The organism is Aeromonas sp. S11(2024) (assembly GCF_041402345.1).
Taxonomy (GTDB): Bacteria; Pseudomonadota; Gammaproteobacteria; order Enterobacterales; family Aeromonadaceae; genus Aeromonas; species Aeromonas veronii.
In genome coordinates this window covers 90,615-106,540 of the sequence record NZ_JBGLRC010000009.1, presented here as the reverse complement: position 1 = coordinate 106,540, position 15,926 = coordinate 90,615, and the positions used below count along the sequence as shown (strand labels likewise).

Genomic DNA, 15,926 nt, shown 5'->3' with positions numbered 1-15,926 from the left:
AGCCCATAGTGCGCCCTCCAGCACCCTGCTGGCTACTGTCAGCTTTTCACTCAGCGAGTGCTGTGCCTATGTTCCTCTTGGGTCTACCATAATCAACCTAATGGTTTGCTCACAGGAAGTACCTGCATGACGATACTGCTGCTCGAAGAGGATCCCCTGCTCCGTAGCGCCATCACCCGGGAACTGACCGAACAGGGGATACCCGCCGACCGGATCCACTACCACAGCCATCCAAACCACGAGCGCAGCGGCCTGCTGGCCCTGCTGCAACAGCACGCCTTCGACGCCATCATCTGTCAGCAGGACAAGCAGCAGGATCTTGACGGAGCCCGGCTGCTGCACGAAGCGCACTATCTCGGCCTGCTGCAACCCGGTTGCGTATTGCTGCTGCTCGATGCCGATCAGAGCGAGCAGGAGTTTCTCCCCTCGGATCTCTACTTCTCCCTCTATCTGCCCCTCCCCTTCATGAGCCAACAGCTCACCGCGGTGCTCGGCCAGCTGGTGAAGTTAAGCAACCTGGCCCGCACGCTGGCCGCCCCCATTCTGCTGCGGGAGTGGCAACTGGCTACCGCCCTCTGTGAAGACTTGCTGTTTCAACGGGAGAATCGCTCGCTGACCCCCTGGCTGGATCGGCTCAAGGGCTACCTGCTGCTGCAATCGACCGAGCGGATCACCGCCGCCCAGCACTATGCCCTCTGTGCCAACGAGTATCAGGCGAGCTGGCCAAGGGCCGGGCTCTTCTACGCCATGCTGGGGCTCGGCAAATTGCAGAGCGCCCAGACCGACTTGCAGCGCCATCAAGCCAGCGTCTCGATGGCCACCCGGCTGGAGCTGCAACTCGCCAGCCAGCTGCATCAGCATCACTGGCTGGCGGCGTGGGAGACCATGGGAGAGCTGCTGCAGATCCGCCCCCATCAGCCGCGCTGGCATCAGCTGGCGATGTTGCTCGGGCTGGTGCTGCAAGATGAGGAGAAGGTGATGGAGCAGGCCAACAGCCTGACCCTGCGCCACTTCGGCGAACAGCGCGTCCGGCTCGCCATCGACAGCTTCATGCTCAATGCCAGTCTGGCTGTACTGTGGCACGCCCCCTCCAGCAAACGGATCCGCTCCCTGCAACAGGAGTGGGAGCACCTCAAACGCACCGTCCACCTGCAACCCCACGAATATGAGCTGCTGCAGGCGTTGATGCTGGGGCTGGATTACCGCTTCGACGAGGCGCTGATCCTGATTGCCCACCACCAGCCGGATGAGGGGAGCGACAACCACCTCACCCTGCTGCTCGGCTTTGCGGTCAGCCAGTTCTGCGGTTTGCCCCACCACGCCCAGCGCTACCTGATCCAGCTGACCCAATACCGCGTCAGGGTGGCGCCCCACCCGCTCACCCGCCAACTGTTCCACCATCTGGTGGCCGAGCTGGGCCAGCGCCTGACGGCGAGAGAACAACGGCTGAGCGAACTGCGCCAGCTGCGCCACAAGGCGATGCAGGCCAGCCAATATCAGACAGCCCTGCAAGCGGGCTTGCAGCTGCTGGAGGAGTTCCCCGCCCTGCCGGGCGATGCCTGGCAACTGCTGGAGCTGCTGCAACACTGCTGGCCTGCGGGTATGGCCGCTCCCAGGGTGGCGCTGCTGGTCGACACCCTGGAGCGGCGCCTCAAGCACAGTCCCGCGTTTCTCGATCAACATGCCCAGCAGTACCAGCGCACCCTGCAGGAGATCCGCACTCATCTTCAGCCGCACCTCTCCGGCAGCGGCCCCTCCTGCCTTGTCGCAGGGCAGCCCGAGCCATGATGATGCAGGCATCGTGCAAACCGGCATTGTCGGCAAAGCCAATATAGAGAGAGGGGAGCCTTGGCTCCCCTCTCTCTATATTGGTTCTCTATCAGCTAGTGGCGATAAGCGTCGGCTCAAACCAGCGCGTCACTCTCCAACGCAGCCTTGAGAAAATCCTTCCAGCTGATGATGCCGACCAGGGCGCCATTCTCCAGCACCGGCAGGCAGGAGACCCCCTTCTCCAGCATCAGCTTGACGCCGTCGCGCACGGTGAGATGGGGAGCGATGGTAACGGGGTGGCGGCTCATGATCTGATGGGCCCGCTTGGTGAGGGTTTCGGTATCACGGCTCATCTCGGCTTCGGAGTCGAGATAGGGGCTGATGGCGCGGAACAGATCCCGATCCGAGATGACCCCCACCAGCTCACCCTCCTCCAGTACCAGCAGGTGGCGAAAGTGAGCCTGCTCGAAGATATCCTTGATGACACTGAGTCGATCATCCATTGAAACGGTGGCGACCCGGGTCGTCATAATATCCCTGATATGCATGCTAACCTCCCGTTACCAAACTGGTTTCTCTGTTATGGCATGTTTTTGCAGCGCCAGCCAGTGGCCAACCCTTCGCTACAGTGCAAATCAGCGTCATTTCACGTAAGAATCAGTAATGGTTACCGGATGGTAGAACCGTGAGTTTATCATGGTGTTTTCGTGGTGTCGTGGTTCTAAGTTATGACCCTATCAACAACACCATGAGCGCCTGTAGGTGACCTGCAATGGCCTCCCCTTGGGTTACCCCTAGCATGGTCAGCAAGGTAGCCAGCAGGGCGTACAGAGGCTAGCACAGGAAGGTTTATCAGAGTGGAATTAACGGAGGTAATGCTTTATCGCTTGGGACGCATTCTTTAAGGCTGACGTAAAGGTTGCTACATGGGCTGAACTGAATGGCTTATCCCCGAGTGCAATACGCTTTCTATTTAACGTTACTACTACCGTCTCGGTGTTGATATCGTCGAGCGCATACAATGCTTGCAGTAGTTGACCACGATTGAGCGGTTGTGTACCTCTCTGTGCAACTCTGGATGACCCGCTAATGCAATCGCCAAGGTAAGGCGGCAAGTCAGCTACGGTAAGGACTCCTAATTCAAGCAGGTACTCTTTGACGCTGCGGTTGTTGACGTTGTGGATGGACTGGCCGGATTGCTTGCTGTAGTACTTCTGCGGTAACGGTGCGTTGGTGCTGGTCAGTGTGGTCATTGGGTTGCTCCTATCGGTATGGGCCGGAGCGGGATTGCTCGGTGTCTCCTTTAGTGAGCAGTAATTCGGAATGTTAACTTTCAGACAACATTAGCAGCACAGACACCGCCGAGGGTTACCTGTACGTTTTCTGACCCCAAATTTCTCCCATTCTATTGCAGTAAGACGGAAGGTTTAGGACATTAAGTTTCTATCCTTTGTCAAGGATTATCGTTAATTGCTGACCATTATTCATATTCATAGAGACCCTTTGCTCAGGTACTCTTTGTGAAGGGGATTAGTATCATATTTACCCCTCTATCCTTACTAGGACGCTCGATTAGGACATTAAGTATCATCTTCGTTACTCACCAGCTGTAGAGGCGCTTACATCCACCAAGATTACCGTTGTAATCGTACTCACTAATAGCCCCCTCAGCATCAACCCACATAGTCACCTTGCAGTGCCAGTCACCTGATGTTGTGGCCCATTCATAGATGTTGAGGTCTGTATCCTTTGCTGTTGGGATTCCGAGAGTCTTGATCGCCACCTCGATTGGCTCACCGACCAGCCCATTGAGTGTGTTGTCCATCCTGTTAAATGTGCCATCTGCCTCAGTGTAGATAGTAGCGCATCCGGTTACGCAGGCTACTGAAGCGGCCATCAGTAAGTTCTTAATCATATTGGTCATTACTCCTCTTTACATACTGCAATGCGGCCTTCAACAGATAAGGGTACACAGGGCAGCCAGCCGCATCACTTGAAACCAAATGCTTTGGCCTACCCAATGTCACACTAAATGGCATACCAACAACAATGTCTAGCACCAACAACCAAAGCAATCAATCATTTAGGGCAATACACAGGCGGATATCATGTCTGCCACCAACCCGACACCATCCAGTCACTACCGCGTCACCACTTCACGTTCTACCTAGGAATGACTCCCTTTGGTCTAGCTAAGGCCATCTAAATGAGAACTCTTCGCGCTCCTACGTGAAGTCTCTAAAGTTGGCAAGGTGTAGACCCTGCTGATTTTACATAGGGACGCGCCTGAGTGTATGAACTGAGGGGGCATACGGGGTATTGCCGCTTCTGTGTACCATTACATGGGGTCTCAGATTTTTGTGGTGAATTTCTAATCAGGGATAACTAGAGGCTTTAACCAATGGCTCTATCGCTTCGTGCAGCTTCAACCATTCATGGCGGCGAGCATCCAGAGCCCCAGTGATGTATCTCAGCGTCACCTCTGCGCCTCCTTGGTTAGCGGCAGCGTGGCCCATAAACTGGCTCAGAAGGGCAGGCTCAAGGCCAAGGGCACAAAGGGTAGTCGCTGCGGTATGCCGTAGACCGTGGATGGTCAGGCCCTCCCCGTTGCCCATCTTGTAGCCTGCTCGCTCCCGCTTGCTCAGGTTATCGAGACTACTACCGCCACAGACCAGAGCGTCCGGCCCGTCAAGCGTCTTGATGTACTCCAAGAAGGCCGACAAGTTGAAACCGTTCAGGCCATCAACAAGAGGCACAAGGCGGTCTGCATTCTGTGTCTTGGTGCCTCGGATGTGGATTCCGTATCTATCAGAATCATCGTCTCTCACAATGTCGGACACTTTGATGGCTTCCATTTCTGCCTTCCGGCCACCCGTTGCGAGGGATAGCCAGAGTTGCCAATAAGAGCCCCAGCGTTTAGCCCTGTTCGCCTCATTGACCCTCGGCCCTGTAGCCTTCTCGGCCAACTTAGCGGCGACCTCCTGAATAGCTTCAACGGGCCAAGCTCGGTCAACCTTGTCGGCATCATCTTTGAGGGCCTTGAAGTTAGACAGGTTCTTTAGTGGTCGAGTCCAATCAAAACCTTCGTCTTCACCATATGCGGCCTCTACGTCAGCCAGAGCTTGCTTTAGATGTCGGAATAGCAGATTTATCGATCCCGCTTTCAAACCATCACTAATCATCGTCTGACGCACTGTGTCGAGCTGTGACCGCTTCAAGTCAGCAACGAGTACGGACGCTAGGCCCAGAGCTTGCAGTCTGCGCTGTGATGTCTCGTAGGCCCCTCTTGTGCTGGCCTCCCAGTCATCGCGCTTGAGGTCAACAAAGCGGGAATAGCATTCATCAATCGTCATGCCTTGCTTGCTTTGCTCGCCTTGCTTCTCGCTGCTTGCTTCGGAGGCACTAGCGTTGCTGGGCACCTGAGATACTTGATGGGCTTGGGCTACTTGAGGGGCTTCTACGATAGGGCCACCCCAAGGGGTAACAGCCTCGTTGACCATATGCAGGAAATCGGCGGGTGTCTCTGGGGTCACGTATCCGCGCTGTGCGCTTCTCTGCTCACACTCATTGATAACAGCAAGGGCTCGGGCTTCACCATAACCACGCTGTAGCAGAAGACGACTCAGGAACACATAAGCGTCTCCTTTGGTTGTGATGGTTGAACCGAATGCTTTTATCACTGGGGATACCTTCTGTTTAACGAATTGGCGGAAGCTATTGATGTCTTCATCTGTAGGGATGGCGATACTAACTGACCATGCTTCCCCAGTCAACATTTGGCCATCTAGACATCCATGACTACATCTCAGCCTCACGAATGACTTGCCTGTGCTGGATCGGGTAGTGACATCAACGGCTATCCTCGAAACACGTTGAAGACGGCTTTTAACGGGGTTTATTGCGGTCAAACTGGTCATGATTAGTGAATCCACGTAAGATCCGCGCCAGTTTTTCTCCTCCATTTTGAGCAAGCAGATCCCACCCATGATAGTTGCCAGTCAAATCGAACTGATCCGCGGCGGCCGCAAGCTGCTGGACAACGCCTCCGCCACCATTCACCCCGGCCACAAAGTGGGTCTGGTGGGCAAAAACGGCTGTGGCAAGTCCACCTTTTTTGCACTGGTACGGGGCGAGCTGGCCATCGACAGCGGCACCTTCAGCCTGCCCGCAGGCTGGCAGATCGCAGGCGTCGCGCAGGAGACCCCGGCGCTCGACTGCTCCGCGCTCGAGTATGTGATCGATGGCGACAAGGAGTTCCGCTCGCTGGAGGCCCAGCTGGTACAGGCCGAGCAGGATGACAATGGTCTGCTGGTGGCCGAGCTGCACGGTCGCCTCGATACCATAGGCGCCTACAGCATTCGTGCCCGCGCCGCCGAACTGCTGCACGGCCTCGGTTTCAGCGACGAGCAGCTGAGCTCGCCGGTGCGCAGCTTCTCCGGTGGCTGGCGCATGCGCCTGAACCTCGCCCAAGCGCTGCTCTGCCGCTCCGATCTGCTGCTGCTCGATGAACCGACCAACCACCTGGATCTCGATGCGGTGATCTGGCTGGAGAAGTGGCTCAAGGGCTATCAGGGCACGTTGGTGCTCATCTCTCACGACCGCGATTTCCTTGATTCGGTCATCAGCCGCATCATCCATATCGAGAACGGCAAGCTCAACGAATACACCGGCGGCTACTCCGACTTCGAACTGCAGCGCGCCGAACAGCTGGCCCAGCAGCAGTCGATGTACGAGAAGCAGCAGCGGGAGATGTCCCACATGCAGGCGTATGTGGATCGCTTCCGCTACAAGGCCTCCAAGGCCCGTCAGGCCCAGAGCCGCCTGAAAGCGATGGAGCGGATGGAGAAGATCCTGCCCGCCCACGCCGACTCCGAATTCAGCTTCGAGTTTCGCGAGCCGTCGGCCCTGCCGACCCCGCTGATCGCCATGGAGAACCTCAGTGCCGGTTACGGCGACAAGGTGATCCTGGAGAAGATCAAACTCAATCTGGTACCGGGTTCGCGCATCGGTCTGCTCGGCCGCAACGGCGCCGGCAAGTCCACCTTTATCAAGATGCTGTCGGGCTCCAACCCGCCGCTGTCGGGCAAGCTCGAGGTGAGCGCCGGGGTGAGCATCGGTTACTTCGCCCAGCATCAGCTGGAGACCCTGCGTCTCGATGATTCCCCGCTCGATCATCTGGCCCGCCTCGCGCCGGACAAGACCGAGCAGGAGCTGCGCAACTATCTGGGCAGCTTCGGTTTTCACGGTGACAAGGCGCTCGACAAGGTAGCCCCCTTCTCCGGCGGCGAAAAAGCGCGACTGGTGCTGGCGCTGATCACCTGGCAAAAGCCGAACCTCCTGCTGCTGGATGAACCGACCAACCACCTGGATCTGGAGATGCGCCACGCCCTCACCATGGCGCTGCAAGGCTTCGAAGGGGCCATGGTAGTGGTCTCCCACGACCGTCACCTGCTGCGCACCACCACTGATGACTTCTATCTGGTGCACGGTGGCCGGGTCGAGCCGTTCGATGGCGATCTGGACGACTACCACAAGTGGCTCGGCGAACAGGAGAAAGAGGCCAACGCCAAACCGGCGGATGGCCCCGTCTCCGCCAACTCGGCAGTGGCGCGCAAGGATCAGAAGCGGCGCGAGGCGGAGTTTCGGCAAGCGACCCGTCCCCTGCGCCAGAAGCTCGAAAAACTCGAAGCGAGCATGGAGAAGCTGCAGGGCAAGCTGGCCGACATCGAGAGCCAGCTGGCCGATCCGGCCATCTACGAAGAGAGCGCTAAAACCAAGCTCTCCGAGCTGCTCAAATCCCAGGGCCCCCTCAAGGAGCAACTGGAAGAGGTGGAGCTGGAGTGGATGAGCCTCTCCGAAGAGCTGGAAACCATGGAGCAAGCCTTCTTTGCGTGACGAGCAGCTGATGGCCAGCGAGCGGGTCGCGGTCCACGAATTGCCGACGCCGATCGGCTTCTGGCACTGGAGCGGCAAGGTCTACGGTGAGCGCAGCCAGGATTGGCTCACCGTGCAGGAGCAGGGGGGCAACGTCAATCTGGCACTGCTGCTGCACCGGCTCGATCAACTCGGCATCGTGGTCGATCTGACCGACCTGCAACCGGCGCTGGTGCAGACCGAGGCGGTGCTGACCCCGTGGCGGGCCCTGCGCCAGAGCGCCAAGACGCGACTCGACGAGCAGCAGTATCAGTCGATGCTGGCCCACGAGCTGGAGCTGGAGCGGCTGCAACAGGGCGTCCTGTTGCAGACCCTGCGCAGCCTCTCCCTGTTTCGCGGCAACAGCCGCAATTTGTTGAACTATCTATCGTTACTGGGTGCCCAGCAGGGCCCCCTCAGAGATCTAATATGCTGAGCTACCGCCACGCCTTTCACGCCGGCAACCATGCCGACGTGCTGAAACACGCCGTTCAGGCCCTGATCATCGAGTCCCTCAAGAAGAAGGAGAAACCCTTCATCGTGCTGGACACCCATGCCGGTGGCGGTCTCTACGACCTGCGCGGCGACTGGTCCCAGAAGAAGGCCGAGTATGCCGACGGCATCGGCCGCCTGTGGGACGAGCGGGCCCAGTGGTCTGCCATGGCCCCCTATCTCGGCGTTATCGAGGAGATGAACAGCGATGGCCAGCTGCACTACTACCCCGGCTCGCCGGAGCTCTCCCGCCGCCTCACCCGCGAGCAGGACAAGCTGGCGCTGATGGAGCTGCACAACAACGAAGTGGACGATCTGCGCGCCAACATGGGCTATGACCCCCGCGTGGCCGTACACCACCGTGACGGCTTCGAGGGGCTGATCGCCCTGCTGCCGCCGACCCCGCGCCGCGGGCTGGTGCTGATCGATCCGCCCTATGAGCTCAAGGAAGATTACTTCGCCGTGGTCGACACCCTGAAAAAGGCGCAGAAACGCTGGGCGACCGGCATCTACGCCCTCTGGTATCCGATCCTCGGGCAAGAGGCGGACAAATCCCGCGACATGCTGCGCGCCATCAAGCGCGAGAACTTCGGCAACGTCCTAGTCGCCGAGCTGGAAGTGGCCGGTCAGACCAAGGATTGGGGCATGAATGGCTCGGGGATGCTGATCATCAGCCCGCCCTGGATGCTGGACGAGCAGATTGAAGCGTTCCTGAAACCGCTCTGTGCCAAGCTGGCGCAGGGTGCCGGCGCCCAGTACAAGGTGGAGTGGCTCAACAAGGCCGCAGAGTAGACCCGCACCAGCTAGCTCCGGCGCCCGGTCAAGGCGCCAGCAAGTCGCTCACCCAAGCCGTTCACAGTGGCGGCATGGCCAGCAAAGAGAAGCCCCGTTCAGGGGCTTCTTGTTTTTACCCGCTACTGCTTATCAGGGACTTGTTCGCACCTTCCCTAGGGTGAGAGGTGCGATGCCATGGCATGCCTCTCTGGAGCCTTTTTCAATTAAAACAGACGATTGGTAATGGCCTACTCTACTCCTTTCCAGATGAAAAAAACGTGAACCGCTTCGGTTATCCCCGTGCCCCCTAGCGCAGAGCCAAGCGTTCGTGAAGAAACGCCAGCCAGGCCTCCACCTTGGCGGGCAGGTGGCGACGGCGGGGGTAGAGGCACCAGATGCCGTGCTCGGGCAGGGCATAGCCTGGCAGCAGGGGCACCAGCCGGCCGGTGGCGAGCTCCCGCTCCACGATAAAGTCCGGCATGTTGCCAATGCCGAGCCCTGCCAGCAGCGCGGTGTGGATGGCGTCGCTGTTGTTGACCTCGAAGTTGCCCCGCGGGGTGATGGCAACCTCTCCCTCCGGGCCTTGTAGGCGCCACTGGGTGCCGCCGCGAAACAGGGAGTAGAAGAGGCAGTTGTGGGCCTCGAGATCGGCCGGGGTACGGGGCGTGCCGGCCCGCGCTAGGTATGTGGGGGCGGCGCACAGGGTGCTGTGACAGGGGGCTAGGCGGCGGGCGACCAGGCTTGAATCTTCCAGCTCGCCGATGCGCACCGCCACGTCGAACCCCTCGGCCACCAGATCTTGCTGGGCGTCGCTCATCTCCAGCTGCAACTGCAGCCCGGGATAGAGGGCGAGAAATTCGGGGATAAGGGGGGCTATGTGGCGCCGGCCATAGACCATGGGCACCGTCACTCGCAGCAGGCCGCGCGGCGCCGACTGCAGGGCGCCGATGGCATCTTCCCCGTCACGGGCCAGACGCACCGCATGGTGCACCGTCTCGAAGTAGCGCTCCCCTGCCTCTGTCAGGGTGAGGGAGCGGGTGGTGCGGTAGATGAGCTGGCAACCGAGCTGCTGCTCAAGCTGGCTCACCTTCTTGCTCAGTACCGACTTGCTGAGGCCGAGCTGGCGGGCGGCGCCGGAGAAAGTACCTGCCTCCACCACAGCGACGAAGGCGGGGAGCAGGGCGAAGGCATCCTGGTTCATGTTGTTCTCAATATAGAAACAATGTTGTTCATAAATGGTAGATTATCCCCATATCAAAAACAATTTACCCTACTCCTCTGTTCAACCAAGGAGTTACCCCATGATCCCCCCTCTTATTGACCGCCGCCCCGGACGCCTCCAGACAATCGGCGCCCTGGCCGCCTTCGCCGCTGGCCTGCTGCTGGCGCTGATGATCGCCCAGAACGGTGCCTTGGCCCGCGCCACCGATCCCTGGCTCGCGAGCTGGCTCGCCCACGGGGTCGGCAGCCTGGTGGCCGCGCTCTTGTGGTGGCTGGCCCCACGACCCCAGGGGCCGCAGTCTGCTCCGCCCTGGGCGTGGCTTGGCGGCCTGCCGGGGGCGCTCACTGTGGTGCTGGCGGCCCTGTGTCTCAACTCGCAGCTGGGCATGGCGGGCACCCTCGCCCTGCTGTTGCTGGGCCAGTTGCTGTTTGGCGCCCTGTGCGACGCCAGAGGCTGGTTCGGGCTGGTTCGCCGCCGCCCATCAGGGAAGGACATGCTCGCCGCCCTGCTGGTGATGATCGGCGCCCTGCTGATCGTGCTGCGTTAGGAGAGAACCATGACCCTCTTGATCCTGCTGGGACTGCTCAACGGCGTGGCGGTTAGTCTGTCGCGTACCCTCAATGGCCGCCTCGCCAGCACCCGGGGCGCCATGACGGCCTCCCTCGCCAACCACCTGCTCGGCTTCGTGCTACTCGGCGCCCTGCTCATCCTCAAGGGGGCACCCTGGGGGAATCTGGCCGGGCTCGATCCCTGGCTGCTGCTCGGCGGCGTGCTGGGGGCGCTGTTCGTTGCCATCAGCAGCTGGGCCATAGGCCGGGTTGGGGCCCTAGTCTGCGCCTTGCTCATCGTCGCGGGCCAGTTGGCGGGAGGCGTGTTGCTCGATGCCTTGGCCGGACGGCTGGAGGGGAGCGATCTGCTCGGCACCCTGCTGGTGCTGGCCGGTGCCGGACTGCAACGCTGGCAGGCGGGCAAGCCGCCCCCCTGAATAGGCGCTGACACCTGAAAAGCAGAACACCGGCACTAGGCCGGTGTTCTGGGATAGCAAGGTCGCGCCCCTGCTCGGGGCATCGTTGCCATAGGCAGCTTAGGCGTAGAAGGCCTCGACGGTGATCAGCATGGGGTTGCCATAGCGATTCTTGGCCTTGGGGGAGGATGGCAAATCTGGGACACCCACCTTTTTGAGCAAGGCGTAGCATAGCCCGAACCCAAAAGATGGGTGTTCAAGCTCTTCTGCTCACCGAGTTCAAAAGCAAAAGCCCCATCACGGGGCTTTTTCTATTGGTGCAGCCGGTGTATGCGGCAGCCTGAACCAGCCCACCCTATGAGCGGGCGGGCAGATCCTGTTTCAGCGCAACCAGCAACAAGGCCAGCAGGCCAAAGGGCGGAAACAGGCAGAGCAGGGAGCAGATAAGGGTGATCAGCGCCGGATGCTCGCTCTTGCGGCGCGCCAGCCGCCAGGCGATGAGGCCGACGATGATCATCAGCAACGCAATGAACTGGCCAAGCAGGGTGGCATTGATATTCATGAAAGATCCTTTTTCATGGGCAAGTGTGAAGAACCTGTACTTTATCGCCTTGGTTGCGATTGGCAACCGCTGAAGCGCACCGGCCACTCGCCCTTTGATAGGTTTTCCCTATCTGGGCAATAGATGAGAATAGTTTTCATTTAATCTCATTTTTGGCGGATACTCTCATCATCAACAGAGGGAGCCGCCATCATGAAAAAGACCATCAGCTTTGCCATCCTGCACTTCGGTGTCGCCTTTACCGTGGCCTACCTGCTGACCGGTGAGCTGCTGACCGCCAGCCTGATCGCCCTGATCGAGCCCGCCGTCAACACGGTCGCTTTCTACTTTCATGACCTTGGCTGGTACAAGCTCAAGCCAAATCACAGCCTGCAGGCCAAGACCAGCAGCTTCGCGGTGGTCCACTTCTCGGTGGCCTTCTGGGTTGCCTTCCTGCTGAGCGGCGAGCTGCTCACCGGCGGCGTGATGGCGATGATCGAACCTGCCATCAATACCGTGGTGTTCTTCTTCCACGAGCGGCTGTGGCGCGCCCGCAGTCAGCAACTGGCGCTGGCCTGATCGACCGGGCAACCCGCCTCCCCCTTTATTGCGGCCACAAAAAACCCGACATTCCGGCCAGGAGTGTCGGGTTTTTCACATCAGCAAAGATCTGTATCTGGATGCATCACCCGATGCCCCATCAATAACGATCAGGCTTTCTTGCAGATGGGGTCAACGATAAAGGCATTCTGATCAAACTTCTGCCAGGCGCCGGTGCCGACCCCATCGACCACCAGAATGGAGACCACGCCGAAATCGACAAAGATCCCGAGCAGAGTGGTGGCATCGAACGACTTTGAGACCGGCACGGTCACCGAGTAGCAATCCGCACGCTTGACCGTGATGGTGTAATTCTCTTTCTTCTTGAACGAGGTGATCACATTGCCGTGGCCCAGCAGCATATCGTTGACGTAGATCTCCGCATCGGGATCCTGACTGCGAATGGAAACCTGCTGACTTGTGCCGTTAAACATGGCCGCACAACCGGACAGCATGATGGCCAGCAAGGCCCCCGTCATCAACCTGAACATAGCTAACCTTCTTGTTATTAAGAAAAGGCGGCAAAACCGGTCGCCAGCACACACAGCTGCGCAAAATGCGCTCGGCGTCCCTGCTGCATTGCCCTGTAGAGTGTGCTGTAGTAGGCAGATATGCCCTCTTCATTGCTGGAATCTATCGATGAACAAGACCTTGCTTGCCACCCTGCTGTTTGCCCCTCTGCTGGCCAGCGCCGCAACCCCCTCCTTTGACTGCACCAAAGCCTCCGGGTCGGTCGAAAACCTGATCTGCAAGGATGCCGGACTGGCCGCCCTTGATAACGAACTGGCGGCCCTCTATCCCAAGGCGATTGCCGCACTCTCTCCCGAACAGCTCAAGACAGAGCGCGCCATGCAGCGCGGCTGGATCAAAGGTCGCAACGACTGCTGGAAGGGGCAGGATCTGCGCCAGTGTGTGGAGGATAACTACCTGCTGCGGATCACCGAACTGCAGATCAGCGGCGGCCAGCTGATGGTGCCGGCACCAGTCAACTACAAGTGCGGCAAGAACGTCACTCTCTCTACCTACTTCTATAACGATGCCAAGCTGCCCGCCGCGGTGATCAATCTGAGCGAGGGCGACAAGCAGCAACAAGTGCTCGCCTATGAAGCCCCCAGCGCCAGCGGCGCCCGTTATGAAGGGCAAAACCTCACCTTCTTCACCAAAGGGGACGATGCCACGCTGGAGCGTTACGGCCAGCCAACCCTCACCTGCATGGAAAATCCGACCAAGGGCTGAGGCTCATGGGGGCGGCTCGTCTTGCCGCCCCCCACCTTGACTAGATGGCGATATCCAGTGGTTTTCCTTCCCGCACAATCCGCAACTTGAGCGACCCCGGCTTGCTGGTGCTGAGCAGCTCACGCACCTTGTAGATCTCGAGGGGACGATAAGCCACCCCGTTGATCTGCTCCAGAATGTCGCCGTTGGCCAGACCATAGGGGGCAAGATCCCGTTTGTCGCTGTAGTAGACCTGCAGATGCTCGCCATCAAAGCGCACCCCGATATTGCGCAGGACTGGCGGCACTTTGCGCGCCAGGCTGTCGGCGTCGTAGCAGAGCATCATCCGCCCGGGCATGATCGCAAAGCGATTGAAGCGGTTAACAAAATCCATCCCCAGACCATACTGCTCATTGCTGTTTTCCGACACCCGCAGCTCACCGAGCTGGCGCTCATCAAAGTGCAGGCCGGTGAGGATATGGTCACGCCCCTCCACCATACCGCTGGCGTCCACCCCTTTGCGTGGCATCGCATCTTCGCCAGAGATCGCCTTCTGACTGGCCATAAAGTCGATAAAGGCATGGTCGGCATAGCTCTGATCGGCCCCGGTATCCAGATACATGCGCACGCTGCTCTCACCGTGGGCCAGATACACTGCCGGGGAGCGGTTGTAGCTATCTTCATAGCCGATGCAACGCTCGAACGTGGCTGCCGACGGTGCCGTCAGCGAAGCCGTGAGCTGATGCCTGTCGCGATCAAACACCCAGTTGAAACGGCGGATGGTGTCGATCCCGAGGATGCCATCGATACGGCTGCCAAGAGACTGGGAGAAGAGATCGAAATCAACGGTTGCCCACAGATCGCTGTCATCAATGGTGACCGACCCCAGCGAGAAGGGTTGCGGCTCAACAAAGCCAAGCTGCTCGCTGCCCAGTTGGCTCGACACGCTGTTCACAGTGGCAAAATCAGCCTGATAGGCCCTGGGCAATTCGCTTAAGGTCAGCGCCTTGAAGCGGCTGGCCAGACGACGATCGATAAAGGTGATACTGGCCCCGGTATCGAGCAAAAACTGGTACTGCTCACCGGCGATGGTGACGGGGATCAGGGGGGCGCTTTCGTAATGCACTGTCAGCACCGGACCGGGTGCATTGCGCTTGGTGGATGAATCCGGGGCTGTGCAGCCTTGGACGACGAACAGGGCCAACATGGCCAGCGCCACTTTGAACTGCGACTTCATAACTCTCCTTCCCGATAGCAGATGCCCCCGCAACGCCACCGCATAATGCTATCTTGTTGATTTATAGATAAATAAGCTATTTCAGCGGGGGAGACGGACAATAACAAAGAGTTTTATGCTGGTTCAAGCCGGATATGACCATGAATATTCTATGGAGATAGTTCAAAAATGGTTGTTCACGCTATGTCGGCGCGTCATCAATCGTGGGTGACATTTGATTAATTTATTGATCTTGCACAGAAAATCTCAATATTGAGCTTTCTCTCCACAGCGCCATGGTTAATATTGCCATTTGGCAACACTTGCCTCGTCGGAGTCTCCCATGAGCCATGCCAACCCCATCCCGTTGGTTAAAGGCAGCAGGTTGAAGGCTTCATTGTTGTTCATGCACGAAACTCATCGCCAGAAGCGTACGAGTCACCAAGCATTTTCACTGCGGCTGTTATTAAGAAACTCATACGAAATCTTTGCAGTGTGTACGTAATAAAAAACGTTACTACACGACAACTTTCCGTATAATGTGCTGCTAGAACACGTGGAGGATTTAAGTGAATCAACAAATCACAACTATCAAGAACCCTCTAACAATAATTGCAATATTTGCTGGCATAGTTGAAATAAGTGCAACGTTGGTTTTGCCATTTATTGGAGCAGATATTCAAGCAATTTATATTTGGTTCTTAATAGGTTTTCCATCATGCTTAGTTGTGATGTTTTTCTTAACATTGAATTTCAACAACTCAGTTTTGTATGCACCTAGCGACTTTACTAATGATGAAGGTTTCCTTGCCTCAAATAATAAAAGTAAAGTGAAAGAAGTAACCGTTGAATCTACGCTGGCACAACAAGGCTTTAGGTTTACCAATGACTAAATTTAATAATTGCACATTTGACAATACTACAGTTCGCTTAGACAACATCGAATATAAAGGTTGTGTGTTTAAAAGCTGTATTATTGAATATGCGGGACAAGGACCAATCTCATTAGACTCCTGTGATTTTAATAACTGCCAGTGGACATTGGTTGGTTCAGCACAAAATACAATGCAATTTTTGTCAGCCATGTATCATGGCATGGGCGAATTTGGGCAACAAATGGTCGAAGCCACTTTCAATCAAATAAGGCAAGAGAATTCCAAACACTCAGATCAATAAAACATAATGAAATTGGCACAGCCTACATTAATTTTTATTGATA

At 57.7% G+C, this 15,926-nt stretch carries 18 protein-coding genes; 10 read left to right on the top strand and 8 right to left on the bottom strand.

The features are described 5' to 3' along the window. Positions 1 to 126: 126 nt before the first annotated feature. Complete coding sequence (locus tag ACB040_RS10085; protein ID WP_338772469.1) at positions 127 to 1,788, top strand: hypothetical protein; 1,662 nt, start codon at positions 127 to 129, stop codon at positions 1,786 to 1,788. 116 nt (positions 1,789 to 1,904) lie between these two features. Here the strand turns inward: ACB040_RS10085 and ACB040_RS10080 are convergent, their stop codons facing one another. The 4 genes from ACB040_RS10080 to ACB040_RS10065 all read right to left on the bottom strand — a co-directional run bounded on the left by ACB040_RS10080 (position 1,905) and on the right by ACB040_RS10065 (position 5,546). Further along, a complete protein-coding gene (locus ACB040_RS10080; RefSeq protein WP_021229522.1) occupies positions 1,905 to 2,318 on the bottom strand; it encodes a CBS domain-containing protein in 414 nt (137 codons plus the stop codon). A gap of 315 nt (positions 2,319 to 2,633) precedes the next feature. Beyond that, positions 2,634 to 3,023, bottom strand: a complete 390-nt coding sequence (locus ACB040_RS10075; protein WP_371154619.1) for a hypothetical protein — start codon at positions 3,021 to 3,023, stop codon at positions 2,634 to 2,636. A 347-nt stretch (positions 3,024 to 3,370) separates the two neighbouring features. Continuing rightward, a complete protein-coding gene (locus ACB040_RS10070) occupies positions 3,371 to 3,694 on the bottom strand; it encodes a hypothetical protein (RefSeq protein ID WP_371154617.1) in 324 nt (107 codons plus the stop codon). 451 nt (positions 3,695 to 4,145) lie between these two features. After that, entirely contained in the window at positions 4,146 to 5,546 is a 1,401-nt protein-coding gene (locus ACB040_RS10065; protein WP_371154615.1) for a tyrosine-type recombinase/integrase, read from the bottom strand. Between the two features lie 208 nt (positions 5,547 to 5,754). On the opposite strand from ACB040_RS10065, the gene ACB040_RS10060 reads away from it, so the two are divergent. Genes ACB040_RS10060 through ACB040_RS10050 form a run of 3 tightly spaced genes read left to right on the top strand, consistent with a single transcriptional unit; the run spans position 5,755 to position 8,967 of the window. Then, positions 5,755 to 7,665: an ABC transporter ATP-binding protein gene (locus ACB040_RS10060; RefSeq protein ID WP_371154613.1), complete on the top strand. Its 1,911-nt coding sequence runs from the start codon at positions 5,755 to 5,757 to the stop codon at positions 7,663 to 7,665. Further along, positions 7,658 to 8,119 carry a DUF2390 domain-containing protein gene (locus ACB040_RS10055; protein WP_005343337.1) on the top strand — a complete coding sequence of 154 codons (462 nt, stop codon included), beginning with the start codon at positions 7,658 to 7,660 and terminating at the stop codon, positions 8,117 to 8,119. Before ACB040_RS10060 ends, ACB040_RS10055 begins: the two co-directional genes overlap by 8 nt. Continuing rightward, positions 8,113 to 8,967 (top strand): 23S rRNA (adenine(2030)-N(6))-methyltransferase RlmJ, encoded by an 855-nt coding sequence (locus tag ACB040_RS10050; protein ID WP_371154611.1) that lies wholly within the window; start codon positions 8,113 to 8,115, stop codon positions 8,965 to 8,967. The genes ACB040_RS10055 and ACB040_RS10050 overlap by 7 nt, the downstream gene beginning before the upstream one ends. 289 nt (positions 8,968 to 9,256) lie before the next feature. Here the strand turns inward: ACB040_RS10050 and ACB040_RS10045 are convergent, their stop codons facing one another. Next, a complete protein-coding gene (locus ACB040_RS10045; RefSeq protein WP_371154609.1) occupies positions 9,257 to 10,150 on the bottom strand; it encodes a LysR family transcriptional regulator in 894 nt (297 codons plus the stop codon). A gap of 100 nt (positions 10,151 to 10,250) precedes the next feature. On the opposite strand from ACB040_RS10045, the gene ACB040_RS10040 reads away from it, so the two are divergent. Beyond that, positions 10,251 to 10,718 (top strand): DMT family transporter, encoded by a 468-nt coding sequence (locus tag ACB040_RS10040; protein WP_005335549.1) that lies wholly within the window; start codon positions 10,251 to 10,253, stop codon positions 10,716 to 10,718. A gap of 9 nt (positions 10,719 to 10,727) precedes the next feature. After that, positions 10,728 to 11,156 carry a DMT family transporter gene (locus tag ACB040_RS10035; protein ID WP_371154606.1) on the top strand — a complete coding sequence of 143 codons (429 nt, stop codon included), beginning with the start codon at positions 10,728 to 10,730 and terminating at the stop codon, positions 11,154 to 11,156. A gap of 334 nt (positions 11,157 to 11,490) precedes the next feature. Here the strand turns inward: ACB040_RS10035 and ACB040_RS10030 are convergent, their stop codons facing one another. Beyond that, positions 11,491 to 11,697, bottom strand: coding sequence for a hypothetical protein (locus ACB040_RS10030; RefSeq protein WP_139443350.1), 207 nt, complete (start codon positions 11,695 to 11,697; stop codon positions 11,491 to 11,493). 192 nt (positions 11,698 to 11,889) lie between these two features. Between ACB040_RS10030 and ACB040_RS10025 the strand changes: the two genes are divergently transcribed. Beyond that, positions 11,890 to 12,255 (top strand): DUF2061 domain-containing protein, encoded by a 366-nt coding sequence (locus tag ACB040_RS10025; protein WP_371154604.1) that lies wholly within the window; start codon positions 11,890 to 11,892, stop codon positions 12,253 to 12,255. Positions 12,256 to 12,386: 131 nt separating this feature from the next. Here the strand turns inward: ACB040_RS10025 and ACB040_RS10020 are convergent, their stop codons facing one another. Beyond that, the gene (locus tag ACB040_RS10020) at positions 12,387 to 12,767 is read right to left on the bottom strand and encodes a hypothetical protein (RefSeq protein ID WP_005335561.1); all 381 of its coding nucleotides are present in this window, start codon (positions 12,765 to 12,767) and stop codon (positions 12,387 to 12,389) included. A 148-nt stretch (positions 12,768 to 12,915) separates the two neighbouring features. On the opposite strand from ACB040_RS10020, the gene ACB040_RS10015 reads away from it, so the two are divergent. After that, positions 12,916 to 13,512: an MliC family protein gene (locus tag ACB040_RS10015; protein WP_368151401.1), complete on the top strand. Its 597-nt coding sequence runs from the start codon at positions 12,916 to 12,918 to the stop codon at positions 13,510 to 13,512. A 40-nt stretch (positions 13,513 to 13,552) separates the two neighbouring features. On the opposite strand, the gene ACB040_RS10010 is transcribed toward ACB040_RS10015, so the two are convergent. Next, positions 13,553 to 14,728 carry an aspartyl protease family protein gene (locus ACB040_RS10010; RefSeq protein ID WP_371154602.1) on the bottom strand — a complete coding sequence of 392 codons (1,176 nt, stop codon included), beginning with the start codon at positions 14,726 to 14,728 and terminating at the stop codon, positions 13,553 to 13,555. Positions 14,729 to 15,276: 548 nt separating this feature from the next. Between ACB040_RS10010 and ACB040_RS10005 the strand changes: the two genes are divergently transcribed. Both ACB040_RS10005 and ACB040_RS10000 read left to right on the top strand, forming a co-directional pair. Further along, positions 15,277 to 15,600, top strand: a complete 324-nt coding sequence (locus ACB040_RS10005) for a hypothetical protein (protein ID WP_371154600.1) — start codon at positions 15,277 to 15,279, stop codon at positions 15,598 to 15,600. Beyond that, a complete protein-coding gene (locus ACB040_RS10000; RefSeq protein WP_371154598.1) occupies positions 15,593 to 15,883 on the top strand; it encodes a hypothetical protein in 291 nt (96 codons plus the stop codon). The genes ACB040_RS10005 and ACB040_RS10000 overlap by 8 nt, the downstream gene beginning before the upstream one ends. Positions 15,884 to 15,926: the final 43 nt, after the last annotated feature.

Coding starts and splice junctions, on each gene's coding strand:
- ACB040_RS10085 (WP_338772469.1), top strand. CDS start 127: ATGACGATACTGCTGCTCGAAGAGGATCCCCTGCTCCGTAGCGCCATC.
- ACB040_RS10080 (WP_021229522.1), bottom strand. CDS start 2,318: ATGCATATCAGGGATATTATGACGACCCGGGTCGCCACCGTTTCAATG.
- ACB040_RS10075 (WP_371154619.1), bottom strand. CDS start 3,023: ATGACCACACTGACCAGCACCAACGCACCGTTACCGCAGAAGTACTAC.
- ACB040_RS10070 (WP_371154617.1), bottom strand. CDS start 3,694: ATGACCAATATGATTAAGAACTTACTGATGGCCGCTTCAGTAGCCTGC.
- ACB040_RS10065 (WP_371154615.1), bottom strand. CDS start 5,546: ATGTTGACTGGGGAAGCATGGTCAGTTAGTATCGCCATCCCTACAGAT.
- ACB040_RS10060 (WP_371154613.1), top strand. CDS start 5,755: ATGATAGTTGCCAGTCAAATCGAACTGATCCGCGGCGGCCGCAAGCTG.
- ACB040_RS10050 (WP_371154611.1), top strand. CDS start 8,113: ATGCTGAGCTACCGCCACGCCTTTCACGCCGGCAACCATGCCGACGTG.
- ACB040_RS10045 (WP_371154609.1), bottom strand. CDS start 10,150: ATGAACCAGGATGCCTTCGCCCTGCTCCCCGCCTTCGTCGCTGTGGTG.
- ACB040_RS10040 (WP_005335549.1), top strand. CDS start 10,251: ATGATCCCCCCTCTTATTGACCGCCGCCCCGGACGCCTCCAGACAATC.
- ACB040_RS10035 (WP_371154606.1), top strand. CDS start 10,728: ATGACCCTCTTGATCCTGCTGGGACTGCTCAACGGCGTGGCGGTTAGT.
- ACB040_RS10030 (WP_139443350.1), bottom strand. CDS start 11,697: ATGAATATCAATGCCACCCTGCTTGGCCAGTTCATTGCGTTGCTGATG.
- ACB040_RS10025 (WP_371154604.1), top strand. CDS start 11,890: ATGAAAAAGACCATCAGCTTTGCCATCCTGCACTTCGGTGTCGCCTTT.
- ACB040_RS10020 (WP_005335561.1), bottom strand. CDS start 12,767: ATGTTCAGGTTGATGACGGGGGCCTTGCTGGCCATCATGCTGTCCGGT.
- ACB040_RS10015 (WP_368151401.1), top strand. CDS start 12,916: ATGAACAAGACCTTGCTTGCCACCCTGCTGTTTGCCCCTCTGCTGGCC.
- ACB040_RS10010 (WP_371154602.1), bottom strand. CDS start 14,728: ATGAAGTCGCAGTTCAAAGTGGCGCTGGCCATGTTGGCCCTGTTCGTC.
- ACB040_RS10000 (WP_371154598.1), top strand. CDS start 15,593: ATGACTAAATTTAATAATTGCACATTTGACAATACTACAGTTCGCTTA.